17 protein-coding genes are annotated in these 23,699 nt (G+C 64.4%); 8 read left to right on the top strand and 9 right to left on the bottom strand.

Annotated elements, in window-relative coordinates:
• Positions 1 to 187: 187 nt before the first annotated feature.
• Both metH and metF read right to left on the bottom strand, forming a co-directional pair.
• Complete coding sequence (gene metH, locus Q2M23_RS14865; protein ID WP_316395969.1) at positions 188 to 4,042, bottom strand: methionine synthase; 3,855 nt, start codon at positions 4,040 to 4,042, stop codon at positions 188 to 190.
• Positions 4,043 to 4,045: 3 nt separating this feature from the next.
• The gene (gene metF, locus Q2M23_RS14860; RefSeq protein WP_057016102.1) at positions 4,046 to 4,960 is read right to left on the bottom strand and encodes a methylenetetrahydrofolate reductase [NAD(P)H]; all 915 of its coding nucleotides are present in this window, start codon (positions 4,958 to 4,960) and stop codon (positions 4,046 to 4,048) included.
• A gap of 391 nt (positions 4,961 to 5,351) precedes the next feature.
• Here metF and Q2M23_RS14855 point away from each other — a divergent pair, with 391 nt between their 5' ends.
• Positions 5,352 to 6,371 carry an LLM class flavin-dependent oxidoreductase gene (locus Q2M23_RS14855; RefSeq protein WP_316395968.1) on the top strand — a complete coding sequence of 340 codons (1,020 nt, stop codon included), beginning with the start codon at positions 5,352 to 5,354 and terminating at the stop codon, positions 6,369 to 6,371.
• Positions 6,372 to 6,457: 86 nt separating this feature from the next.
• Here Q2M23_RS14855 and Q2M23_RS14850 read toward each other — a convergent pair whose 3' ends face one another.
• Both Q2M23_RS14850 and Q2M23_RS14845 read right to left on the bottom strand, forming a co-directional pair.
• On the bottom strand, positions 6,458 to 7,318 hold the full coding sequence (locus tag Q2M23_RS14850) for a prephenate dehydratase (RefSeq protein WP_316395967.1): 861 nt from the start codon (positions 7,316 to 7,318) through the stop codon (positions 6,458 to 6,460).
• A gap of 21 nt (positions 7,319 to 7,339) precedes the next feature.
• Positions 7,340 to 8,080 (bottom strand): 3-deoxy-manno-octulosonate cytidylyltransferase, encoded by a 741-nt coding sequence (locus tag Q2M23_RS14845; RefSeq protein WP_316395965.1) that lies wholly within the window; start codon positions 8,078 to 8,080, stop codon positions 7,340 to 7,342.
• Between the two features lie 200 nt (positions 8,081 to 8,280).
• Here Q2M23_RS14845 and Q2M23_RS14840 point away from each other — a divergent pair, with 200 nt between their 5' ends.
• From Q2M23_RS14840 to Q2M23_RS14815, 6 genes are all read left to right on the top strand, one after another.
• Positions 8,281 to 8,829, top strand: a complete 549-nt coding sequence (locus tag Q2M23_RS14840) for a c-type cytochrome (protein ID WP_028342300.1) — start codon at positions 8,281 to 8,283, stop codon at positions 8,827 to 8,829.
• 229 nt (positions 8,830 to 9,058) lie between these two features.
• Positions 9,059 to 10,960, top strand: a complete 1,902-nt coding sequence (locus Q2M23_RS14835; protein WP_316395964.1) for an extracellular solute-binding protein — start codon at positions 9,059 to 9,061, stop codon at positions 10,958 to 10,960.
• A 17-nt stretch (positions 10,961 to 10,977) separates the two neighbouring features.
• Positions 10,978 to 12,846, top strand: coding sequence for an extracellular solute-binding protein (locus Q2M23_RS14830; RefSeq protein WP_316395972.1), 1,869 nt, complete (start codon positions 10,978 to 10,980; stop codon positions 12,844 to 12,846).
• A 3-nt stretch (positions 12,847 to 12,849) separates the two neighbouring features.
• The gene (locus Q2M23_RS14825) at positions 12,850 to 13,959 is read left to right on the top strand and encodes a microcin C ABC transporter permease YejB (RefSeq protein ID WP_057016107.1); all 1,110 of its coding nucleotides are present in this window, start codon (positions 12,850 to 12,852) and stop codon (positions 13,957 to 13,959) included.
• Positions 13,959 to 15,143 carry an ABC transporter permease gene (locus Q2M23_RS14820; RefSeq protein WP_057016108.1) on the top strand — a complete coding sequence of 395 codons (1,185 nt, stop codon included), beginning with the start codon at positions 13,959 to 13,961 and terminating at the stop codon, positions 15,141 to 15,143. The genes Q2M23_RS14825 and Q2M23_RS14820 overlap by 1 nt, the downstream gene beginning before the upstream one ends.
• Positions 15,144 to 15,146: 3 nt before the next feature.
• A complete protein-coding gene (locus Q2M23_RS14815) occupies positions 15,147 to 16,772 on the top strand; it encodes an ABC transporter ATP-binding protein (RefSeq protein WP_316395963.1) in 1,626 nt (541 codons plus the stop codon).
• Positions 16,773 to 16,875: 103 nt separating this feature from the next.
• Here the strand turns inward: Q2M23_RS14815 and Q2M23_RS14810 are convergent, their stop codons facing one another.
• Both Q2M23_RS14810 and Q2M23_RS14805 read right to left on the bottom strand, forming a co-directional pair.
• Positions 16,876 to 17,718 carry a C40 family peptidase gene (locus Q2M23_RS14810; RefSeq protein ID WP_316395962.1) on the bottom strand — a complete coding sequence of 281 codons (843 nt, stop codon included), beginning with the start codon at positions 17,716 to 17,718 and terminating at the stop codon, positions 16,876 to 16,878.
• Positions 17,711 to 19,087 (bottom strand): leucyl aminopeptidase family protein, encoded by a 1,377-nt coding sequence (locus tag Q2M23_RS14805; protein ID WP_316395961.1) that lies wholly within the window; start codon positions 19,085 to 19,087, stop codon positions 17,711 to 17,713. The genes Q2M23_RS14810 and Q2M23_RS14805 overlap by 8 nt, the downstream gene beginning before the upstream one ends.
• 203 nt (positions 19,088 to 19,290) lie before the next feature.
• Between Q2M23_RS14805 and Q2M23_RS14800 the strand changes: the two genes are divergently transcribed.
• Positions 19,291 to 20,088, top strand: coding sequence for a tetratricopeptide repeat protein (locus Q2M23_RS14800; RefSeq protein WP_057016112.1), 798 nt, complete (start codon positions 19,291 to 19,293; stop codon positions 20,086 to 20,088).
• Positions 20,089 to 20,259: 171 nt separating this feature from the next.
• On the opposite strand, the gene Q2M23_RS14795 is transcribed toward Q2M23_RS14800, so the two are convergent.
• The 3 genes from Q2M23_RS14795 to Q2M23_RS14785 are packed head-to-tail and all read right to left on the bottom strand — an operon-like array spanning position 20,260 to position 23,696.
• On the bottom strand, positions 20,260 to 21,234 hold the full coding sequence (locus tag Q2M23_RS14795; RefSeq protein ID WP_038387579.1) for a type II secretion system F family protein: 975 nt from the start codon (positions 21,232 to 21,234) through the stop codon (positions 20,260 to 20,262).
• Between the two features lie 9 nt (positions 21,235 to 21,243).
• Positions 21,244 to 22,221 (bottom strand): type II secretion system F family protein, encoded by a 978-nt coding sequence (locus tag Q2M23_RS14790; protein ID WP_057016113.1) that lies wholly within the window; start codon positions 22,219 to 22,221, stop codon positions 21,244 to 21,246.
• An 11-nt stretch (positions 22,222 to 22,232) separates the two neighbouring features.
• Entirely contained in the window at positions 22,233 to 23,696 is a 1,464-nt protein-coding gene (locus tag Q2M23_RS14785; RefSeq protein WP_057016114.1) for a CpaF family protein, read from the bottom strand.
• Positions 23,697 to 23,699: the final 3 nt, after the last annotated feature.

Here is a 23,699-nt window from a genome sequence, read left to right as displayed (position 1 = left end):
ACCAACAGGCCGCTCGCGAGCGCGCTTCCAAATTGCGCCGTAGCGAGCGGGCGGCCGGCCCGTTACCCCATCTACGGCACTCCAATACGTCATGCCCGGGCTTGACCCGGGCATCCATCAATCTTCGGAAGTGTTTTTGAAGATGGATCGCCGGGTCAACCCCGGCGATGACACGTGTCGAGGAGGCCTACCCAGCCCCCACCTTCTTCTTGCGCCAGGCGAGATGCACGGCGCAGGTGCAGCCCTGCGGATGCGAGGCCAGCTCCGCGTCGTTGGCGGGCGTCGCGGCGGGCGCGATCGCCGATCCCTTGGCGCCGTCCTGCGAGGGGATGTAGTTCAAGACCGGCGCCAGCCAGCGCTCGATCTCGGCGACCGTCATGGCCTTGCGCGTGGCGTAGTCCTCGACCTGGTCGCGCTCGATCTTGCCGACGCCGAAGTAGAAGCTTTCGGGATGCGAGAAGTAGAGGCCCGAGACCGACGAGCCCGGCCACATCGCAAAGCTCTCGGTCAGCTTCACGCCGGCGGTGTTCTCGGCATCGAGCAGCGCGAACAGCGTCCGCTTCTCGGTGTGGTCGGGCTGCGCCGGATAGCCCGGCGCCGGGCGGATGCCGTCATATTTCTCGAGGATCAGTTCGTCCGCCGACCAGGTCTCATCGGGCGCATAGGCCCAGAACTCCTTGCGCACGCGCTGGTGCATGCGTTCGGCGAAGGCTTCGGCCAGGCGATCGGCCAGCGCCTTGCACAGGATCGAGGAGTAGTCGTCATTGGCGTTCTTGAAGCGGTCGGCGACCGCATCCTCGCCGATCCCCGCGGTGACGACGAAGCCGCCGATATAGTCGGCGATGCCGGTTTCTTTCGGCGCGATGAAGTCGGACAGCGCGGCGTTGAAGCGGCCCTCGCGCTTCTCGAGCTGCTGGCGCAGCGTATGGAAGGTCGCGATCTTCTGCTTCCGCGTCTCGTCGGCATAGACCTCGATGTCGTCGCCGACGGCGTTCGCCGGCCAGAAGCCGACGGTGGCGCGGGCGGTGAACCACTTCTCCTTGATGATGGTGTTCAGCATCTTGCGCGCGTCGGCATAGAGCGAGCGCGCGACCTCGCCGACCTTGGGGTCGTCGAGGATCGCCGGGAAGCGGCCGGTCAGCTCCCAGGTCTGGAAGAACGGCGTCCAGTCGATGTAGTCGGCGAGCTCGGCAAGATCGTAGGCGTCGAAGCTCTTCAGCCCGAAGAAGGCCGGCTTTTTCGGCGGCGCCGCCGCAAAATCGATCGCGACCTTGTTGGCGCGGGCCTCGCCAAGCTTCAGCCGCTTCTTGTCGGCTTGGGCGCGGAAATGCGCCGTCGAGATTCTTGCGTATTCGGCGCGTACCTCGGCGGCGTAGGCCTGCCTCTTCTCGGCCGACAGCAGCGAGGAGGCAACGCCGACGGCACGGCTCGCGTCATTGACGTGCACGACCGGGCCGCCCGGATAGTTCGGGTCGATCTTCACGGCGGTGTGCACGCGGCTCGTGGTGGCGCCGCCGATCAAAAGCGGCAGGTTCATGCCCTGCCGTTGCAACTCGCCGGCGAGGAAGCTCATTTCGTCGAGCGAGGGCGTGATCAGGCCGGACAGGCCGATGATGTCGGCGCCTTCGGCCTTCGCGGTCTCGATGATCTTGTTGGCAGGCACCATGACGCCGAGGTCGATGACCTCGAAATTGTTGCATTGGAGCACGATGCCGACGATGTTCTTGCCGATGTCGTGGACGTCGCCCTTCACCGTCGCGAGCACGATCTTGCCCGCGGCGTTGCGGCCGCCGGTGATGCCGTTGGCGAGATTGCGGGCCTTCTCCTCCTCCATGAACGGCATCAGATAGGCGACCGCCTGCTTCATCACGCGGGCCGACTTCACGACTTGCGGCAGGAACATCTTGCCGTCGCCGAACAGGTCGCCGACCACGTTCATGCCGGCCATCAGCGGCCCCTCGATGACGTCGAGCGGACGGGACGCGTTCTGGCGGGCGGCCTCGGTGTCCTGCTCGATGAACTCGGTGATGCCGTGCACCAACGCGTGGGACAGCCGCTTCTCGACCGGCCATTCGCGCCAGGCGAGATCTTGCTCCTTGGTCTGCTTCTCCTTGCCGCGGAATTTCTCGGCCAGCGCCAAGAGCCGCTCGGAGGCGCCGGGATCGCGGTTGAGGATGACGTCCTCGCAGGTCTGGCGCAGCTCGGGATCGATGTCGTCGTAGACGATCATCTGCCCGGCATTGACGATGCCCATGTCCATGCCGGCATGGATCGCGTGATACAGGAACACCGAGTGCATCGCCTCGCGCACCGGTTCGTTGCCGCGGAACGAGAACGACAGGTTGGAGACGCCGCCGGAGATGTGGGCGCCCGGCAGGTTCGCCCGGATCCAGCGCGTCGCTTCGATGAAGTCGACGCCGTAATTGTTGTGCTCCTCGAGGCCGGTCGCGATCGCAAAAATATTTGGATCGAAGATGATGTCCTCGGGCGGGAAGTCGAGCCGGCCGACCAGGATGTCGTAGGCGCGCTTGCTGATCTCGGTCTTGCGCTTGAACGTGTCGGCCTGGCCGGTCTCGTCGAACGCCATCACCACCACGGCGGCGCCGTGGCGCTTGGCGACGGTCGCCTCATGGATGAACTTCTCCTCGCCTTCCTTGAGCGAGATCGAGTTCACGATCGGCTTGCCCTGGATGCATTTCAGGCCGGCCTCGATGACGTGGAATTTCGAGGAATCGACCATCACGGGCACGCGCGCGATGTCGGGCTCGGCGGCGACGAGGTTGAGGAACGTCACCATCGCCGCTTCGGAATCGAGCAGGCCCTCGTCCATGTTGACGTCGATGACCTGGGCGCCGTTCTCGACCTGGTCGCGCGCGACCTGCAGCGCGGCGGTGTAGTCGCCGGCGGTGATCAGCTTGCGGAAGCGCGCCGAGCCGGTGACGTTAGTGCGCTCGCCGACATTCACGAACGGGATCGCGTCGGTCAGCGTGAACGGCTCGAGGCCGGAGAGCCTGAGCCGCGGCGCGATCTCGGGCACCACGCGCGGCTTGTGCGGGGCGACCGCCTTGGCGATCGCCGCGATATGGTCGGGCGTGGTGCCGCAGCAGCCGCCGACGATGTTGACGAGGCCGGCGGCCGCGAATTCGCCGATCAGCCGCGCCATGTAGTCCGGCGTCTCGTCATACTGGCCGAATTCGTTGGGCAGGCCGGCGTTCGGGTATGCACACACGAGCGTGTCGGCGACGCGGCCGATATCGGCGATATGCGCGCGCAGATCCTCGGCGCCGAGCGCGCAGTTGAAGCCGATCGTGATCGGCCTTGCGTGCCGCACCGAATGCCAGAACGCCTCCGGCAACTGGCCGGAGAGCAGGCGGCCGGACTTGTCGGTGATGGTGCCGGAAATCATCACGGGCACGTCGATGCCGCGCTCCTCGATGATCTCGGAAATCGCGTACAGCGCCGCCTTGGCGTTCAGCGTGTCGAAGATGGTCTCGACCAGCAGCAGATCGGCGCCGCCGTCGAGCAGGCCCTTGGCCTGTTCGCCATAGGCCTTGCGCAGATCGTCGAAGGTCACCGCGCGATAGCCGGGATTGGAAACGTCGGGCGAGATCGAGGCGGTGCGGTTGGTCGGGCCGAGTGCGCCGGCGACAAAGCGCGGTTTGCCGTCCTCGGCGCTCACGCGCTCGGCGGCGGTGCGCGCCAGGCGGGCGCCCTGCAGGTTCAGCTCATAGGCGAGGTCCGACATGTCGTAGTCGGCCTGCGCGATCGAGGTCGAGGAGAAGGTGTTGGTCGCGACGATGTCGGCACCGGCGCGCAGATATGCGGCGTGGATGTCCGTGATCGCATCGGGCTGGGTCAGGATCAGCAGATCGTTGTTGCCCTTGATGTCGCGGTGGAAGTCCGCAAAGCGCGCGCCGCGGAACGCGGCTTCGTCGAACTGCAGGCCCTGGATCATCGTGCCCATGGCGCCGTCGAGCACCAGGATGCGCTCGCGGGCAGCCGCGAGCAAAGCGTTACGCTTGGGGGAAACGGGAACGGACATGTGTCAGGCAGCTTTCTGGGCACCGTTCGGCCGGATGCCGAGCAGGTGGCTGATCGCGAACACGAGGTCCGCGCGGTTCATGGTGTAGAAGTGGAAGGTGTCGACGCCGTGCTTGAACAGCTTCTGCACCTGGCCGGCGGCGACGGTGGCGGCAACCAGCTTGCGGGTCTCGGCGTCGTTGTCGAGGCCCTCGAACTTCTCGGCGAGCCAGTCCGGCACGCTGGTGCCGGCGCGCGTCACGAAATTGCGCGCCTGCTTGAAATTGTGCATCGGCATGATGCCCGGCACGATCGGAATCTCGATGCCGCGCGCGCGCACCCGGTCGACATAGCGGTGGTAGAGGTCGTTGTCGAAGAACACCTGGGTGATCGCGCGCGTCGCGCCGGCGTCGACCTTGGCCTTCAGCGTGTCGATGTCGGCATCGAAATCCTTCGCTTCCGGATGCTTCTCGGGATAGGCGGACACCGAGATCTCGATGTCGGCGTGGCGCCTCTTGATCCCGGTGACGAGTTCGGCCGAACTCTGGTAGCCGTCCGGATGGGTGAAGTAGGGCGTGCCGATGCCGCCGGGCGGATCGCCGCGCAGCGCGACGATGTGACGGACGCCGACCTCATGATAGCGGTCGACGATGTCGTCGATCTCGCCGCGCGAGGCGCTGACGCAGGTCAGATGCGCGGCCGGCAGCAGATCGGTCTCGCGCAGGATGCGGGTGATGGTCGAATGGGTGCGCTCGCGGGTCGAGCCGCCGGCGCCGTAGGTGACCGAGACGAAGTTCGGCGTCAGCGGCGCCAGGCGATTGATGGTCTCCCAGAGATTGCGCTCCATCTCCTCGGTCTTCGGCGGGAAGAACTCGAAGGAGATTTTCGGCGCTTTGGGCGCACGTGGTGCGTTCGGCACGGAGGAAATGGTCTCGGTCATGATACGCAAAGGCTCCGCAACTGGAGGGCAGACATCCGGCCTGGATATGAAGGCCCCAAGATAAGCCAAACGCGTCGGATCAAACAGCCCATCGGATATGGGAAATTGCCCATTCGTGGCGCAGATCCGGCAAAAATTGACTATCTGGAACGTTCGGTGGGCAGTCCGCCGACTTCGCCGAAAATGACATTAACATATTGAAAAGTATAAATAAAGGAAATGATTTGCAATTGATTGGAGAGCGAAATCGATTGTGGGTAGCGTGGTACGATGATGAATCATTGCATATCGTCCCAAAGCCGACGGCTACCGGCGCCGGCGTTCCGCCGCGGGACTGGTCTGCGCGGCCGGGGCCTTTGTCGCCTCGTGGCGCCACACTAGGTTGACGGCCATGATTCCGCTCTCCGTCCTCGACCTGTCCGTCGTCACCACCGGCACCAGGCCGGCCGCTGCGCTCCGCAACAGCATCGATCTGGCGCGCCATGTCGATGGCCTTGGCTACGTCCGCTACTGGCTCGCCGAGCACCACAACCTCGCTTCAGTCGCGAGCCCGGCGCCTGATCTGATGATCGGGCAGATCGCGGCGGTGACGGAGCATATCCGTGTCGGTTCCGGCGGTGTGATGCTGCCCAACCACGCGCCGCTGGTCGTCGCCGAGCGCTTCAAGATGCTGGAGGCGCTGTTTCCCGGCCGCATCGATCTCGGCCTCGGCCGCGCGCCCGGCACCGACGGCGCCACCGCCTACGCGCTGCGCAGCCGGCTCGATCGCCGCGAAGGCGATGATTTCCTCGAGCGGCTGCACGAGCTGACCTTGTGGGAGACGCGCGATTTCCCACCCGGCCATCCCTACAACAATGTGGTGGCGATGCCGGATGATTCGCCGCTGCCGCCGATCTGGCTGCTCGGCTCGAGCGACTATTCCGCCGAGCTCGCAGCCCAGGTCGGGATGGGCTTTGCATTCGCGCATCATTTTGCCACTCACGATGCAATTGCGGCGATGACGAACTACCGCGCGCATTTCAAGCCGTCGGGCTGGCGTGCGACGCCGCAGGCGATTCTGGCGGTTGCGGTTGTTGCGGCGGAGACCGACGCTGGAGCCGAGCGGCTTGCGCTGTCGATGGATCTCAACCGGCTGCGCCGCGACCGCGGCCAGTATCTGCCGCTGCCGAGCGTCGAGGAGGCAGAGGCCTATCCCTACACCGACGCCGAGCGCGCCTCGATCGCGCGCAACCGCACCCGCCTCTTCGTCGGCAGCCCCGCAACCGTGATGACGAAGCTGGAGCCGCTGATCGCGGCGACCCAGGCCGACGAGCTGATGGTGATATCAGCGGTCTACGACCATGCCGCGCGGAAGAAGTCGTACAGCCTGCTCGCCGAGGCGTTCGGGCTTGCCAAGACGGCGGCGGCTTGACCCCGTCATTCCGGGGCGATGCGCAGCATCGAACCCGGAATTTCGAGATTCCGGGTTCACGCTTTGCGTGCCCCGGAATGACTGCGTCAATCCTGCGTCTCGCTGAAAGTCGCGCGGAACGGATGGCCGGGATAGACGCCGACGATGCGGAATTCGCGCGAGAAGAATTTCAATTCCTCGATCGCGAACGCGAGGCTGCGCTCATCGGGGTGACCGTCGACATCGGCATAGAATTGCGTGGCGAAGAAATTGCCGTCGACCATGTAGCTTTCGAGCTTGGTCATGTTGACGCCGTTGGTGGCAAAGCCGCCCAGCGCCTTGTACAGCGCGGCGGGCAAATTGCGCACCCGGAACACGAAAGTCGTGACCAGCGGCCCCGAACCCTGCGTGGCCCACTTGGCCTCGCGCGCCAGCACCACGAAGCGGGTGGTGTTGTGGGCCTCGTCCTCGATGTCCTCGGCGAGAATGTCGAGACCGTAGATGTCGGCGGCGAGGCGGGAGGCGATCGCCGCCACGCTCTTGTCGCCGCGCTCGGAGATGTCGCGGGCGCTGCCGGCGGTGTCGGCGGCGACGATCGGCTTGATGCCGAGCTTGCGGATGACGCGGCGGCACTGGCCGAGCGCGTGGACATGGCTCTCCACACTCTTGATGTCGGCGAGCTTGGTGCCCTTGATCGCCATCAGCTGGTGGCGGATCGGCAAGAACCATTCGCCGACGATGAACAGGCCCGAGGCGGGCAACAGATGATGGATGTCGGCGACGCGGCCGGCGACCGAATTCTCGATCGGGATCATGCCGAGATCGGCCTCGCCCGAGGAAATCGCGGCCAGCGCGTCCTCGAAGGTCGGGCAGGGCATCGGCTCGGCATCGGGATAGGCCTCGACGATCGCGATATGGGAATTGGCGCCAGGCTCGCCCTGGAACGCGATTTTCAGCTTCTTGGTCATGGGTGGCCTTTTACCAGCCGGTCAGGCTTTGGAAAGTATTCTGCGGGCGGTTTCGAGATCGGCCGGGGTGTCGACGCCGCGCGGGACGGTATCGACGATGGTGACGTCGATCCGCATCCCGGCCTCCAGCGCGCGGAGTTGCTCGAGCTTTTCCTGCTGCTCCAGCGGCGAGGGCGGCAGCGCCACGAACCGCTCCAGCGCGGCGCGGCGGTAGGCGTAGAGGCCGATATGATGGTAGCGCGGCCCGTCGCCATAAGGCGCGGTGGCGCGGGTGAAATACAGCGCGCGCAACCGGTTCGGCCCGATCGGCGAGCCGACTGCCTTGACGACGCTGGGGGCCTGATCCTCCTCCTCGGTATGGATGGGCGAGGCCAGGGTCGAGATGTCGACTGCGGGATCGTCGAGCGCCGGCATCACGCTGCGGATGGTCTCGGGGCTGATGGTCGGGAAATCGCCCTGCAGATTGACCACGATCTCGGCATGGCCGTCGGGGTCGAGGGTCGTCATCGCTTCATAAATCCGGTCCGAGCCGGACGGATGGTCGGGACGGGTCATTACGACCTCGCCGCCCGCAGCCTTCACCGCTGCAGCGATCTCGGCCGTGTCGGTCGCAACCGCAACCCGGCCGATGCCCGCCGCCTCGGCCCGCCGCAGCACATGGACGATCATCGGCAGGCCGGCGATCTCGAGCAGCGGCTTTCCCGGAAGGCGAGTGGCGGCCATGCGGGCCGGAATCAGCACCAAGGTACGGGGTTGGGTCATTCGTGTCGGAGCCCGTCCGGCCTGCGGAAATTGCCGGGGAGGAGGTTGAATTCGGCGCGTTTATACGGGTTGCCAGAGCGCGGGCAAACCGATATCTCAACCCTGCTTGGGGCGGTGCGATAAGGCCGATTCCCAGGTCTTTCCCCGCGGCCGTATTCCCGGCCTGAAGTCGACATTCAAGGCCCGGAGCCTGACCCAAAATGGACTCCTTCGAACTCAACAAAATCCTCGGTGCGGTTCTCGGCACCTGCATCGTCGTCCTGGTGATGAGCTTTGCCGCCAGCGCGAAATTCGCGCCGAAGCTGCCGGAGAAGCCGGGTTTTGAGATCGCTGTGAAGGAAGAGTCCCATGGCGGCGGCGGCGAGGCCGCTGCGGCCGCATCCGAGCCGATCGAGAAGCTGCTGCAGACCGCTTCCGTCGAGAAGGGCGCCGCGGCCGCCAAGAAGTGCCAGGCCTGCCACACCTTCGAGAAGGGCGGTCCCAACCGCGTCGGTCCGAACCTGTTCGGCGTCGTCGGCGAGAAGAAGGGCGAGGGCCGTGGCTTCAATTTCTCGGCCGCGATGAAGGGCAAGGGCGGCGAATGGTCCTTCGACGACCTCAACAAGTTCCTGACCAACCCGAAGGGCTTCATCCCCGGCACCGCGATGGGCTTTGCCGGCGTGCCGAAGGACAGCGAGCGCGCCGACATCATCGCCTATCTGAATTCGAACTCGGAGCACCCGGCCCCGCTCCCGACCGCCTCGAAGTAGCGATTTGCTTCGCGCAAGCATGCGGATGAAACGGCCAGGCAATGCCTGGCCGTTTTCGCATGGGGAACGGTCGTCCCCCTTTTGGGGTTGCAGGGGTTGTTATCGAGACGTTTCGCCGCAGCGGATCGGTTCCGGACCGGCTATCATTAGGAAAAAGCAACGTAAGTGGTCGAACCGTTGCCGTATATTGAGGTCCATCTAGGCGGGGTCAGCAACAGGAATTCCGGATTTGGCAATCACCCGACGACACCTCCTTCAGGGCAGCGCACTGGCAGCAGTGGCTCCGGCACTCGGATTGAACTCTGGCGTGTCAGCGATAACGCCGGTACTCGCCGATAACGTCCCCAGTGGGCTCAAGTGGCGGCACGGCCTGTCGCTCTTCGGTAACGTCAAATACCCGGCTGACTTCAAGCGATTTGACTACGTCAATCCGGATGCACCGAAGGGGGGCCTTGTTCGGCAAATCGCAATCGGCACTTTCGATAATTTCAACATTGTTGTCTCGGGTGTGAAAGGCTCCATCGCGGGCGCTGTCGCCTTGATTTATGAATCGCTGACGACGCCATCGCTCGACGAAGTCTCAACGGAGTACGGATCGCTGGCGGAGGCCGCAAGTTACCCGGACGACTTCTCCTCTGTCGTTTACCGTCTGCGCCCTCAGGCAAAGTGGCATGACGGAGCACCGGTTACTCCAGAAGACGTGATCTTCTCGCTCGACGCCTTCAAGACGCATCACCCGATGTTTTCCGCCTATTACAGCCATGTCGTGAGGGCGGAGAAGCTTAGTGATCGCGAAGTGAAATTTGTCTTCGATATGCCGGGCAACCGCGAACTGCCACAGATCGTAGGCCAGCTTACGATCTTGCCCAAGCATTGGTGGGAAGGCACCGATAGCCAAGGACGCAAACGCGATATCTCCGCGACAACGCTGGAGCAGCCGCTAGGGTCGGGACCGTATCGGATCAAGGAATTTGTCGCAGGGCGGACTGTGACTTTGGAGCGCGTCAAGGACCATTGGGCGCGGGATCTCGCGATCAATGTGGGGCGCAATAACTTCGACGAACTTCGCTACGAATACTTCAGGGATCCGACGGTTGCGATCGAGGCATTCAAGGGCGATCAGATCGATTGGCGTTTGGAGAACAGCGCGAAGGCATGGGCGACCGCCTATAATTTTCCGGCTGTCACCGACAAGCGCGTGGTGCTGGAAGAGTTTCCGAACCGCAGTTCGGGCATCATGCAGGCCTTTGTCCCGAACCAGCGGCGCGCCAAATTCAAGGATCCGCGTGTTCGCCGCGCCCTGAACTATGCGTTCGACTTCGAGGAGGTCAACAAGCTGCTCTTCTTCGGCCAATATAAGCGCATCATTAGCTACTTTGATGGCGCCGAGGAGTTGATGGCGACTGGGCTGCCGCAAGGCAAGGAACTCGCGATTCTTGAATCCATGCGTGATCAAGTGCCTGCCGAAGTGTTCACGACGGTCTATGCGAATCCGGTCGGCGGCAATCCAGAAGCAGTGCGCGAAAATCTCCGTGAAGCATCTCGTCTGCTCAAGGAGGCTGGGTACGAGGTACGAGACAGGAAGCTCGTGGATCCAAAGAGCGGAGAGCCGTTCTCCGTCGAATTGTTGAGCGAGGATCCGAATTTCGAAAGGATCATGCTGGCTTACAAGCCAGCACTCGAGCGGCTCGGATTTTCGGTCACGGTACGCACGATCGATCCAATCCAATACGAGAACCGGATTCGCAATTGGGATTTTGACGTCGTCATCGGGTCCTGGGGGGAATCCTTGTCACCCGGAAACGAGCAGCGTGAATACTGGGGATCGAAAGCTGCGGATACGGCCGGATCGCGCAATCTTGCCGGCATCAAGAACCCGATAATCGACAAGCTGATCGAGCGGGTGATTTTTGCGACGGATCGCGAAGATCTCGTCGCGGCGACGAAAGCGCTCGATCGCGTGTTATTGTGGAACCATTACGTCGTCCCGCAATGGAACTACCCGAAGGTCCGCACAGCCCGCTGGGATCGCTTCGGCCGTCCGGCCGAGTTGCCCAAATATGGACAATCGGGGTTCCCAGCGATTTGGTGGTACGACGCCGACAAGGCGGCCAAGCTCAAGCGTTCATAAAACTCAAGGATTCGCGCATGGCGCTATTCTCCCGTCGGCACGCACTCGGCCTCGGCATCGGTGCGTTGAGTGCTGCAGGCTTGCGTGCTGCGCCGGCAGTGGCCGACAACGGAACCGAGATGCACGGCATGTCGGTGTTCGGCGACCTGAAATATCCGGCGGATTTCAAGATCTTCGACTACGTCAATCCGAAGGCGCCGAAGGGCGGGGCGTTCTCAATGATCCCTTCGACCCGTGCCTACAACCAGTCCTTCTTTACGTTCAGTTCGTTCAACGCGTTCATCCTCAAGGGTGAAGGCGCGAAGGGCATGGAGATGACCTTCGATTCGTTGATGGCACGCGCGGGCGATGAACCTGACGCGATGTACGGCCTGGCCGCAAGATCGGTCTCGATTTCTCCCGACAAGCTCACCTACCGCTTCACGATGCGGCCCGAGGCTCGCTTTCACGACGGCTCGAAGCTGACTGCGCAGGATGTCGCGTTCTCGCTCAATACGCTGAAGGAGAAGGGGCATCCGTTGATCGTGGTGCAACTGCGCGATTTCGTGAAGGCCGAGGCGCCCGACGACGGCACCGTGATCGTGACCTTCGCGCCTAATCGCGCGCGCGACGTGCCGCTTTATGTTGCGGGTCTGCCGATCTTCTCGAAGGCCTATTACGCGAAGCGGCAGTTTGATGAGTCCACGCTCGAAGTTCCGCTGGGCTCCGGGCCGTACATGGTCGGCAAGTTCGAGGTCAATCGTTACGTCGAGTATAACCGCCTCAAGGATTGGTGGGCAGCCGACTTGCCGGTCAATCGCGGCAGTTACAATTTCGACACCGTGCGCTACGAGTTCTACCGTGATCGCGATGTCGCGTTCGAAGGCTTCACAGGCAAAAATTATCTGTTTCGCGAGGAATTCACGTCCCGTGTCTGGGCGACGCGGTACGATTTCCCGGCTATCAAGGACGGGCGGGTCAAGCGCGAGACATTGCCGGACGAAACACCGTCCGGTGGGCAGGGTTGGTTCATTAACACCCGTCTCGACAAGTTCAAAGACCCGCGCGTTCGCGAAGCGCTAATCTATGCCTTCGATTTCGAATGGACCAACAAGACCATCATGTACGACGCTTACGCGCGCAGCGTCTCGCCTTTCCAGAATTCGGACATGGTGGCTAGTGGACTACCTTCGCCCGAGGAATTGAAACTGCTCGAACCATTCCGCGGCCAAGTGCCGGATGAGGTGTTCGGCGAGCCCTTTGTGCCGCCGGTGTCGGATGGATCGGGACAGGACCGCGCACTGCTGCGAAAGGCGACGCAGTTGCTCAACGATGCAGGATGCGTCGTCAAGGATGGCAAGCGGCGATTGCCTAACGGCGACCCGCTTACGATCGAGTTCCTGCTAGATGAGCCGACTTTCCAGCCGCATCACGCCAGCTTCATCAAGAATCTCAAGCCGCTTGGCATCGATGCCAACATCAGGCAGATCGACGCAGTGCAGTATCGTGCGCGTGTTGAGGCTTTCGATTTTGAGGTGACGACCCAGCGTATATCCATGTCGGCGACGCCGGGTGACAGCCTGAGGCCTTACTTCTCGTCCCAGGCTGCGACCACCAGGGGCTCCTACAATCTGGCGGGCGTTGCCAACCCGGCGATCGACGCATTGATCGAAAAAGCTATCGCTGCCGAGACGCGGGCGGACTTAACCTTTGCCTGCCGCGCGCTCGATCGCGTCTTCCGTGCCGGCCGCTATTGGGTGCCACAATGGTATTCTAACAAGCACCGTGTCGCCTATTGGGACCAGTTCGGGCATCCGGAGAAGCCGGCGAAATATGCGGGCGTCGGCGCCCCGGAGAACTGGTGGTATGATGCGGCCAAGGCCGCGAAGCTCGAGCAGGCGAAGTAGCCGATGAGCGCCTATATCGCCCGACGTATCTTCCTGATGCTGCCGACGCTGCTTGGCATCCTGTTCGTCTCCTTCGTGGTCGTGCAGTTTGCTCCCGGCGGTCCGGTCGAGCGCGTCATCGCGCAGATCAACGGCGCCGACACCGGCGGCACATCGCGCGTGTCGGGAGGCGGCGGCGATTTCGGCGCGCAGCGCGGCCAGGGCGCGGGCGCAGGCGCGGCCATCAATTCGAAATACCGCGGCGCGCAGGGGCTCGACCCGGATTTCATCAAGAAGCTCGAGGTGCAGTTCGGCTTCGACAAGCCGGCGCCCGAGCGGTTCGCGTTGATGGTCTGGAATTTCGCGCGGTTCGATTTCGGCAACAGCTATTTCCGCAGTGTCAGCGTGCTGCAGTTAATCAAGGAGAAGCTGCCGGTCTCGATGTCGCTCGGCATCTGGATGACGCTGCTGACCTATCTTATCTCGATCCCGCTCGGCATCCGCAAGGCGGTGCAGGACGGCTCGCGTTTCGATACCTGGACCTCGGCGGTGATCATCATCGGCTTTGCGATCCCGGGCTTCCTGTTCGCGATCCTCCTGATCGTGCTGTTTGCCGGCGGCTCGTTCCTCAACATCTTCCCGCTGCGCGGCCTGACCTCGGACGGCTGGTCGCAATTCCCCTGGTACTGGAAGATTATCGACTATTTCTGGCACCTGACGCTGCCGCTGGTGTCGATGGCGCTCGGCGCCTTCGCCACCATGACCCTGCTGACCAAGAATTCGTTTCTCGACGAGATACGCAAGCAATATGTGATGACCGCGCGCGCCAAGGGTTGCAGCGAGCGCCAGGTGCTGTACGGCCACATCTTCCGCAACGCCATGCTGATCGTGATCGCAGGCTTCCCGGGCGCGTTCATTCACGCGTTCTTCTCCGGCTCGCTCTTGATCGAAACCATCTTCTCGCTCGACGGGCTCGGCCTGCTCGGCTTCGAGAGCGTGTTGAACCGCGACTATCCGGTGGTGTTCGGGACGTTGTTCATCTTCTCGCTGGTCGGACTGGTGGTCAATCTGCTCTCCGATCTCGCCTATATGTGGATCGATCCCAGGATCGACTTCGAAGCGCGGGAGGTCTGATGACGATGCTCGCGCCCCAGCCGGTCGAGACCACGACGCAATCGCCGCTCGGCGAAACGGTGCCCGCCACGCACCACGCCTTTTCGCCGTCGCCGCTGAACAAGCGACGCTGGCAGAACTTCAAGGCCAATCGCCGCGGCTACTGGTCGTTCTGGATCTTCCTCGTGCTGTTCGTGGCGTCGCTGTTTGCCAATTTCATCGCCAACGACAAGCCGCTGGTCGTCAAATATGACGGCCGTCTCTACTGGCCGGTGGTGTTCACCTATGCCGAGACCACATTCGGCGGCGACTTCGAGACCGCGGCCGATTATCGGGATCCCTACCTGCAAAAGCAGATCGCCGCCAAGGGCGGCAGCATGATCTGGCCGCCGATCCGCTACTCCTACGACAGCCGCAACCTCGACCCGCCGACGGCGGTGCCGTCGAAGCCGACCTGGCTCTTGACCGAAGAGCAGTGCAAGGACGTGGTCAAGCGCAAGGGCCTGACCGGCTGCCGCGACCTCGAATACAACTGGCTCGGCACCGACGATCAGGGCCGCGACGTGGTCGCGCGGCTGATCTACGGCTTCCGCATCTCGGTGCTGTTCGGCCTGACGCTGACCATCCTGTCCTCGATCATCGGCATCGCCGCGGGCGGCGTGCAGGGCTATTTCGGCGGCTGGACCGATCTCATCTTCCAGCGGCTGATCGAGATCTGGACCGCGATCCCCTCGCTCTATCTGCTGCTGATCATCTCGGCGGTGCTGCCGCCGGGCTTCTTCATCCTGCTCGGCATCCTCCTGCTATTCTCCTGGGTCTCGCTGGTCGGGCTGGTGCGCGCCGAGTTCCTGCGCGGCCGCAATTTCGAATACATCCAGGCGGCGCGCGCGCTTGGCGTCTCCAACGGCGTGATCATGTTCCGCCATCTGCTGCCGAACGCGATGGTCGCGACCATGACCTTCCTGCCCTTCATCGTCTCGTCCTCGGTGATGACGCTGACGGCGCTGGATTTCCTCGGCTTCGGCCTGCCGCCCGGCTCGCCCTCGCTCGGCGAGTTGCTGTCGCAGGGCAAGGCCAACGTGCAGGCGCCGTGGCTCGGCCTCACCGGCTTCTTCTCGGTCGCGATCATGCTGTCGCTGCTGATCTTCATCGGCGAAGCCGCGCGCGACGCCTTCGATCCACGCAAGACGTTCTCGAAGGGCTGAGGCATGGACGCGATCAACCAGCCTTTGCTCGATGTCCGCGACCTCTCGGTCGCCTTCGGCCGCTCGCTTGCGGTCGACGGCATCTCGTTCTCGATCAAGCGCGGCGAGTGCGTCGCGCTGGTCGGCGAATCCGGCTCGGGAAAATCCGTCAGCGCGCTGTCGGTGCTGAAGCTGCTGCCCTATCCGACGGCCTCGCATCCCTCAGGCGCGATCCGCTTCCGCGGCCGCGACCTCCTGACCGCGTCCGACCAGGAGATGCGCAAGGTTCGCGGCAACGACATCTCGATCATCTTCCAGGAGCCGATGACCTCGCTCAATCCGCTCCAGACCATCGAGACCCAGATCGGCGAGATCCTGTCCCTGCACAGGGGCGTCAGTGGCGCGGCGGCGCGGGCGCGGACGCTGGAGCTATTGGGCCAGGTCGGCATCCCCGAGCCGGAGACCCGGCTCAAGAGCTATCCGCACCAATTGTCCGGCGGCCAGCGCCAACGCGTGATGATCGCGATGGCGCTCGCCAACGAGCCCGATCTGTTGATCGCGGACGAGCCGACCACCGCGCTTGACGTCACCGTGCAGGCGCAGATCCTGGCGCTGCTGGCCGAGATCCGCGCGCGGCTCGGCATGAGCCTGTTGTTCATCACCCACGACCTCGGCATCGTCCGCCGCATCGCCGACACGGTCTGCGTGATGAACAACGGCAAGATCGTCGAGCAGGGGCCGGTCGAGCAGGTCTTCACCGCGCCGAAGCACGCCTATACCCAGGCGCTGCTCGCGGCCGAGCCGAAGCCCGATCCGGCGCCGCCGCAGCCAGGCGCAGCGGTCGTGATGTCGGCGGACAATCTCAAGGTCTGGTTTCCGATCAAGCGCGGGCTGTTGCGCTCGACCGTCGGCCACATCAAGGCGGTCGATGGCGTCAGCCTCGCGGTGCGCAAGGGCGAGACGCTCGGCGTGGTCGGCGAATCCGGCTCCGGCAAGACCACACTCGGGCTCGCGCTGCTCCGGCTGATTTCGTCAGATGGTCCGATCGTTTTCCTCGGCAACGACATCCAGGGCCTGCGCTTCAAGCCGATGCGGCCGTTCCGCCGCGACATGCAGATCGTGTTCCAGGACCCGTTCGGCTCGCTCAGCCCGCGCATGTCGGTGGCCGACATCATTGCCGAGGGCCTTGAGGTGCACCAGAAGCAGCTGTCGCGCGAGGAGCGCGAGGCGCGGGTGATCAAGGCAATGAAGGATGTCGGGCTCGATCCGGACTGGCGCTTCCGCTATCCGCACGAATTCTCCGGCGGCCAGCGCCAGCGCATCTCGATCGCGCGCGCGGTCGTGCTGGAGCCGAACTTCGTCGTGCTGGACGAGCCGACCAGCGCGCTCGACATGCTGCTGCAGGCTCAGATGGTCGACCTGTTGCGCGACCTGCAGCGCAAGCGCGATCTCACCTACATGTTCATCTCGCACGATCTGCGCGTGGTCGCCTCGCTGGCGAGCCATCTGATCGTGATGAAATCGGGCAAGGTGGAGGAGGAGGGACCGGCCTCTGAGCTGTTCAAGAATCCGAAGAGCGACTACACCCGCGCGCTGTTCGCCGCCGCGTTTCGCATCGAAGCGGCCGGCGACGGGGCGGTGGCGACGTAACGAGCTTCGTAGGATGGGTAGAGCGCAGCGAAACCCATCATTTTTTTCCGCGCGGTAGCAGCTTGATGGGTTTCGCTTCGCTCTACCCATCCTACAAGATGGGCTAAAGCCGCTTAATCGCCAGGACTTCGCTGCCGGCCGCTCTGATCCTCGCGATCGCGGCCTGCGTGTTCTCCACCACCGTTGCCATGTGATGCGCGTTGGCGTGCACGATCGTGGTCGCGTCGCGCACGATGGCGACATGGCCCTTCCAGAAGATCAGGTCGCCGCGCTGCAGCTGCTTGGATTCCGCCGCCGTCAATTCGCGGCCGAGGCCTTCCTGCTGCATGTCGCTGTCGCGCGGGCAGCCGGTGCCGGCGGCGGTCAGCGCGATCTGCACCAGGCCTGAGCAATCGATCCCGAGGCTCGATTTGCCGCCCCACAGATAGGGTGAGCCGACGAATTGCTCGGCGATGGCAACGAAATCGCCTGCCATCGTGTCGAGCGGCGCGAGATGCCGGCGTGGCAGGTGCCAGCCCTCGCGGGTCACCGCGAGCGCACCGTCCTCACGGACGATGGCGAGCTTCGTCCCCATCGCCAGCGCCTCGACCGGCGGCAGCTTGATCGACGGGCCCGGAAACGCGAGCGTGCGCAGCGCCGTCACCTTGTGCGTCGGCGTGGCGCCGGGCTTGGCCAGCGCGGCCTCGGGAATCCAGCCGACATAGCCGTCATCGGCGAGCTGGCCCCAGGCCCAGCCTTCGCCGTTGCGATCGTACACCGTGACGCGCTCGCCCCGGAGCGCCTGCGTCATCTGTTCGGCATCGCTTGCCGGCGCCTGGCGTAGCGGCGCGATGGCGTCGCCGACCTCGAGCACTTCGCCTTCGACGAAGCGCAACGCCTGGACCTTGCCCTCCAGATACTTCGCCGCGAGGTCGTCGCGGGCCGGTGTCAGACGGGGGTCATGCATAGCGCTGGCTCAGCAATTTGTAGATCGCGCGCGCCGCCTGGCACTCGCCACCTTCGGGACGGCCGGGCTTTGCCGACGGCGTCCAGCCGTAGATGTCGACGTGCAGCCAGCTTCTCGCGTGCTCGACGAAGCGCTGCAGGAACAGCGCGCAGGTGATCGAGCCCGCGAAACCGCCTGACGGTGCGTTGGTGATGTCGGCGGTCTTGGAGTCGAGCCAGGCGTCGTAGGCCGGCCACAGCGGCATCCGCCAGAGCGGGTCGTTCTCGCTCTTCGCACAAGATGCGACGTCGCCGGCGAGCGCCTCGTCATTGGTGTAGAACGGCGGCAGATCCGGGCCCAGCGCCACCCGCGCGGCGCCGGTCAGCGTGCCCAGATCGACCAAAAGATCGGGCGTCTCCTCGTCGGCGAGCGCTAGCGCGTCGGCGAGCACCAGCCGCCCTTCGGCGTCGGTGTTGCCGATCTCGACGGTGATGCCCTTGCGCGACTTGAAGATGTCGAGCGGGCGGAACGAGTTGCCGGCAACTGCGTTCTCGACCGCCGGGATCAGCACGCGCAGCCGCAGCTTGAGCTTCGCGTCCATCACCATCTGGGCCAGCGCCAGCACGTTGGCGGCGCCGCCCATGTCCTTCTTCATGATGAGCATGCCGCTCGAAGGCTTGAGATCGAGCCCGCCGGTGTCGAAGCAGACACCCTTGCCGACCAGCGTCACCTTCGGATGGGCGGGGTCGCCCCAGCTCAGCTCGATCAATCGCGGCGACCGCGTCGACGCCATGCCGACGGCGTGGATCAGCGGGAAGTTCTGGGCGAGCTCGTCGCCGTCGATGCAATTGAAGGCAGCGCCGAACCGCGTCGCGAGGTCGCGCGCCACCTCGGCGAGCTCGGCCGGTCCCATGTCGTTGGACGGCGTGTTGATGAGATCGCGCGCCAGCGCCGCGGCATCCGCCATCCGGGTGATCTCCGCCGTGTCGACGCCGTCGGGCGGCACCAGCCGGACTTCGGGAGCCTTGTTGGTGCGATACCGGCCGAAGCGGTAGCAGCCGAGCGCGAAGGCGAGCGCGGCAAGTCTGGTGTCGTGCGGCGCATTGGCGAAGCGGTAGACGCCGGGCGGCAGCAGGCCGGGCAGGGCGCCGGGCCGGAACGGATCGCGCGCCTTGTGGTCGGCGTCCTCGAGACCGAACAGCACCTGCGCGATGCCGCCGTCTGCCGCCGGCAGGACGAGCAATTTTCCCGCCTTGGCCACGAAGCCATTGGCCGCCGCGAACTGGCGCGCCGGCGCCGGCAGCTCGCCCTGAATCGCATCCCATGTCGCCTTGGTGACGAAAGTGATCGGCGTGGCGGCGGTCGTGGCGGTCTCGAACACGGATGGCATGCGGCTCTCGGTTCTGGCGTCGTTGGTGGGCTACTACACGCCTTTCGCCACGGATGGTAGCGCGCCAACGGTTCACGCGCCGTGCAGGCCGGAACCGGAGCGTCGGCTGCCGGCGCCGCCAGTTAACCAGACGTTAGGGTTAACAGTCTATTGCTGGCACGCTCGGCTGGAACCGTTCGCCCGATTTCGTGAGTCACAGTGCCATGTGTCGACAGTCCAATCTGACCCGGCATCTTGCTTCCGCAGCCCTTCTGGCGGTCCTGGCCGCAGGGCTTGGCGGTTGCCAGACCATGTCCGACGTGGCGGGATCGATCACGTCGCGGTCCGATCCCACGCCCGATGATCCGCGCCGGGCCGTCGAGGCCTATGGCGAGCGCTATCGCAAGAATCCCAAGGATGTCGCTGCCGCGGTCGCCTACGGCCAGGCCCTGCGTATGACCGGCCAGCGCTCGCAGGCCTGCGCCGTGCTCGAGCAGGCCACGATCGCCAACCCCGGCAACAAGGCGCTGCTCGCCGCCTATGGCCGCGCGCTGGCCGACAACGGCAATTCGCAGGCTGCATTCGACGTGCTGAGCCGCGCGCACAGCCCGGACAATCCGGACTGGCGGATCCTGTCCGTGCAGGGCACCACGCTCGACAAGATGAACCGGCACGAGGAGGCGCGGCGCTATTACGCCAGTGCGCTCAGGCTGGCTCCGGACGAGCCGTCGGTGCTGTCCAATCTAGGCTTGTCCTACATGCTGACCAAGGATTTGCCGAAAGCGGAAGAGACGCTGCGCCAGGCCTACGCCAGCGCTCGCGCCGACACCCGGATCCGGCAGAACCTTGCGCTGGTCGTCGGCCTGCAGGGCCGCTTCGCGGAGGCGGAAACGATCGTCAAGGCCGACCTGCCGTCGGATGAGGCCGCGGCCAACGTCGCTTATCTCCGCGACATGCTGAACCGCAAGGACGGCCCGCGGACCGCGTCGCGTGCGGCGCCGGTCGTCGCCAAGGACGACTAAACCAAACGCGGCAGCTCCACCTCCCCTTGAAAAGGGGAGGTCGCTTTGCTCGTGAGAGCAAAGCGGGTGGGGATCATCTCTCCACGAGGAGCGGTGTCTGCGGCTGACCCCCATCCCGGCCTTCCCCCTTTCAGAGGGAAGGAGAGAGGCAGCCGGCGCAGGCGAGGCAACTCAATGCATCGTGGCGATCTTGATGTAGGACGGGCCGAGGATCACGATGAACAGGCAGGGCAGGAAGAACAGGATCATCGGTACCGTCAGCTTGGGCGGCAGTGCCGCGGCCTTCTTCTCGGCCTCGTTCATCCGCATGTCGCGGTTTTCCTGCGCCATCACGCGGAGGCTTTGGCCGAGCGGCGTGCCGTAGCGTTCGGACTGCTGCAAGGCCATGCACACCGACTTCACGCCTTCGAGGCCGGTGCGGCGCGCCAGGTTCTCGTAGGCGGTCTTGCGATCCTGCAAATAGGACAGTTCTGCGGTCGTCAGCGCAAACTCCTCCGACAGCGCGACCGATTGCCCGGCGATCTCGTTGGCCACTTTCCGGAACGCGACCTCGACCGACATGCCCGACTCGATGCAGATCAGCAGCAGGTCGAGCGAATCCGGGAACGCGCGCTTGATCTGGAGCTGGCGCTTGGAGATCGCGTTCTTCAGGAACAGCATCGGCGCCTGCAGGCCGGCATAGGCCGCGCCGACGCAAATGCCGATCTTGAGCGTGAGCGACCAGTTCGCGCCGGCAATGAAGAACGTATAGATGATCGCGCCGATCAGCATCAGGATCGGCGTGACCGCCCGCGCTGCCAGGAAATAGACATACGGAGCGTGGCCGCGATAGCCCGCCATCACCAGCTTCTCGATCGCCGCTTCCTGGGCCAGCCATTTGGTGAGGTTCAGGTCATCCACCATCTTGGAGACGGCCTGCTTCGGCGTCTGGCGCAGCGTCACCTTTTCCGACTTGGAGAGACGGTCGCGCTCGCGCTGCCGCAGGCGCTCGCGCTCGCTGGCGACCGCCTTCATGCGCTTGTTGAGATCGCCGCCGGCGAGCAGCGGCATCACCAGCGTGTAGACCGTCGCGCTTGCCGCGAAGAAGGCAAGCAGCATGGTCATAAACCTGACGTCGTGGAGCTTGGCGACCAGAATATCAATCATGCTGCACCGTCAGAAATCGAAGTTGATCATCTTCTTCATCACCAGCACGCCCATCGACATCCAGATCGCGCAGGCCACCAGCATGAGCTGGCCCATCGAATTGGTCCACAGCAGGGCGATGTAGTCCGGCGTCGTCAGGAACACGAGGATCATCACGATCGGCGGCAGCGAGCCGATGATGGCGGCGGAGGCCTTCGCTTCCATCGACATCGCCTGGATCTTCTCGGCCATCTTCTTGCGGTCGCGCAGCACCCGCGACAGGTTGCCGAGCGCTTCCGACAAATTGCCGCCGGACTTCTGCTGGATCGCGATCACGATGCCGAAGAAGTTGGCCTCCGGCAGCGGCATCCGCTCGTAGAGCCGGGCACAGGCTTCGCCGAGCGGCATGCCGATCGCCTGGGTCTCGATGATGGCGAGAAATTCGCTGCGCAGCGGCTCCGGCGCGTCGTTGACGACCGCCTTGAGCGATTCGAACAGCGGCAGGCCGGCCTTGATGCCGCGCACGATGACGTCGACGGCGTCAGGCAGCGACTTCAGGAACGCCTTTTCCCGCCGCTTCTTCAGGAAGCCGAGCACCCAGCGCGGCAGGCCGAGACCCATGGCAAAGCCGATGCCGGCCGCGCCGAGCAGGCCTCCGCCAACCATGAAGGCCACGCCGAACCCGAACAGGCCAAGGGCGCCGGAGATCATCCAGAATTTCTGCTCCGACCACTCCAGTCCGGCCTGCGAGATGCGCACGCCGAGCGGGACTTTCTTGTCCTTCTGCCGACGCGCCTCGAGCTCCTTCAGCGATCCCTCTACCTGCTCGCGGCGGGAGCGTTGCGTGCGGTCGGCGTTTCGTGTCGTCGTGGGTTCGCTGCGCGCCACCGACGCGCGCCGCGACTCGGCCTTCTTCTCCCCCGAAAGGTAGGGGTACAGGAAGACCCAAGCGATGCCGCCGACCGTCGTGGCGGCGAGGAAGGCGAGAGCCAGAGTTTGCGCCTGCATCCTACGTTCCCCTAGACCGGCGCCGGGGCGTCGGAAGCGTCCAGCGCCGCCGCAAGCCGCTTCTCTTCATTGTAGTAGCGCGCACGCTCCCAGAAGCGCGGGCGGCCGATGCCGGTCGAGCGGTGCTTGCCGATGATCTTGCCGTTGGCGTCTTCCCCGACCACGTCGTAGAGGAAGATATCCTGGGTGATGATGGTGTCGCCTTCCATGCCCATCACCTCGGTGATGTGCGTGATGCGGCGCGAACCGTCGCGCAGGCGCGCCGCTTGCACGATGATGTCGACCGAGGCGCAGATCATCTCGCGAATGGTGCGTGACGGAAGCGAGAAGCCGCCCATGGTGATCATGGATTCGCAGCGCGACAGTGCCTCGCGCGGATTGTTGGCGTGCAGCGTGCCCATCGAGCCGTCGTGGCCGGTGTTCATGGCCTGCAACAGATCGAACGCTTCGGGTCCGCGGACTTCGCCGACGATGATGCGCTCCGGGCGCATACGCAGGCAGTTGCGGACCAGTTCGCGCATCGTCACCTGGCCCTCGCCCTCGATGTTCGGCGGCCGGGTTTCCAGCCGCACCACATGCGGCTGCTGCAGCTGAAGCTCGGCGGCGTCTTCGCAGGTGATGATGCGTTCGTCGTGCTCGATATAGTTGGTCAGGCAGTTCAGCAGCGTGGTCTTGCCCGAGCCGGTGCCGCCGGAAATGATCACGTTGCAGCGGACGCGGCCGATGATCTGCAGGATGGTCGCCCCTTCGGGGGTGATCGCGCCGAACTTGACGAGCTGCTCCAGCGTCAGCTTGTCCTTCTTGAATTTGCGGATGGTGAGCGCGGGCCCGTCGATCGCCAGCGGCGGCACGATGGCGTTGACGCGCGAACCGTCGGCGAGGCGGGCGTCGCAGATCGGCGAGGATTCGTCGACGCGCCGGCCGACCTGGCTGACGATGCGCTGGCAGATGTTGAGCAGCTGCTGGTTGTCGCGAAAGCGGATGCCGGTGCGCTGGATCTTGCCGGCGACTTCGATGAACACGGTGCCTGCGCCGTTGACCATGATGTCGGCGATGTCGTCGCGCGACAGCAGCGGCTCCAGCGGGCCGTAGCCGAGCACGTCGTTGCAGATGTCGTCGAGCAACTCCTCCTGCTCGGCGATCGACATCACGATGTTCTTGATCGCGATGATCTCGTTGACGATGTCGCGGATTTCCTCGCGCGCCGATTCGCTGTCCAGCTTGGCGAGCTGGGCAAGGTCGATCGCCTCGATCAGGGCGCCGAAGATCGTCGCCTTGACCTGGTAGTAGTTGTCGGAGCGGCGGGCTTCGACGGCGGGGGCAGGCGGTGGCTTGCTGGGTGCCAGCGGCGGCGACGAGATCGCCGGTGCGACGGACTCGCGCGACATCGCCGGCGCGCCGGCTGGCTCCGGCGCCTGAAACGCGGGCTTGGGTGCCCGCACGTCCCCATCGTTTCCGCTACGCTTACCAAACACGAC

It is taken from the genome of Bradyrhizobium sp. 33ap4 (assembly GCF_032654765.1).
GTDB classification, from domain to species: Bacteria; Pseudomonadota; Alphaproteobacteria; order Rhizobiales; family Xanthobacteraceae; genus Bradyrhizobium; species Bradyrhizobium australafricanum.
Note: the sequence above shows the minus strand (reverse complement) of the source record. Positions and strands in the feature narration are given on the sequence as shown.

Coding starts and splice junctions, on each gene's coding strand:
- metH (WP_316395969.1), bottom strand. CDS start 4,042: ATGTCCGTTCCCGTTTCCCCCAAGCGTAACGCTTTGCTCGCGGCTGCC.
- metF (WP_057016102.1), bottom strand. CDS start 4,960: ATGACCGAGACCATTTCCTCCGTGCCGAACGCACCACGTGCGCCCAAA.
- Q2M23_RS14855 (WP_316395968.1), top strand. CDS start 5,352: ATGATTCCGCTCTCCGTCCTCGACCTGTCCGTCGTCACCACCGGCACC.
- Q2M23_RS14850 (WP_316395967.1), bottom strand. CDS start 7,318: ATGACCAAGAAGCTGAAAATCGCGTTCCAGGGCGAGCCTGGCGCCAAT.
- Q2M23_RS14845 (WP_316395965.1), bottom strand. CDS start 8,080: ATGACCCAACCCCGTACCTTGGTGCTGATTCCGGCCCGCATGGCCGCC.
- Q2M23_RS14840 (WP_028342300.1), top strand. CDS start 8,281: ATGGACTCCTTCGAACTCAACAAAATCCTCGGTGCGGTTCTCGGCACC.
- Q2M23_RS14830 (WP_316395972.1), top strand. CDS start 10,978: ATGGCGCTATTCTCCCGTCGGCACGCACTCGGCCTCGGCATCGGTGCG.
- Q2M23_RS14825 (WP_057016107.1), top strand. CDS start 12,850: ATGAGCGCCTATATCGCCCGACGTATCTTCCTGATGCTGCCGACGCTG.
- Q2M23_RS14820 (WP_057016108.1), top strand. CDS start 13,959: ATGACGATGCTCGCGCCCCAGCCGGTCGAGACCACGACGCAATCGCCG.
- Q2M23_RS14815 (WP_316395963.1), top strand. CDS start 15,147: ATGGACGCGATCAACCAGCCTTTGCTCGATGTCCGCGACCTCTCGGTC.
- Q2M23_RS14810 (WP_316395962.1), bottom strand. CDS start 17,718: ATGCATGACCCCCGTCTGACACCGGCCCGCGACGACCTCGCGGCGAAG.
- Q2M23_RS14805 (WP_316395961.1), bottom strand. CDS start 19,087: ATGCCATCCGTGTTCGAGACCGCCACGACCGCCGCCACGCCGATCACT.
- Q2M23_RS14800 (WP_057016112.1), top strand. CDS start 19,291: ATGTGTCGACAGTCCAATCTGACCCGGCATCTTGCTTCCGCAGCCCTT.
- Q2M23_RS14795 (WP_038387579.1), bottom strand. CDS start 21,234: ATGATTGATATTCTGGTCGCCAAGCTCCACGACGTCAGGTTTATGACC.
- Q2M23_RS14790 (WP_057016113.1), bottom strand. CDS start 22,221: ATGCAGGCGCAAACTCTGGCTCTCGCCTTCCTCGCCGCCACGACGGTC.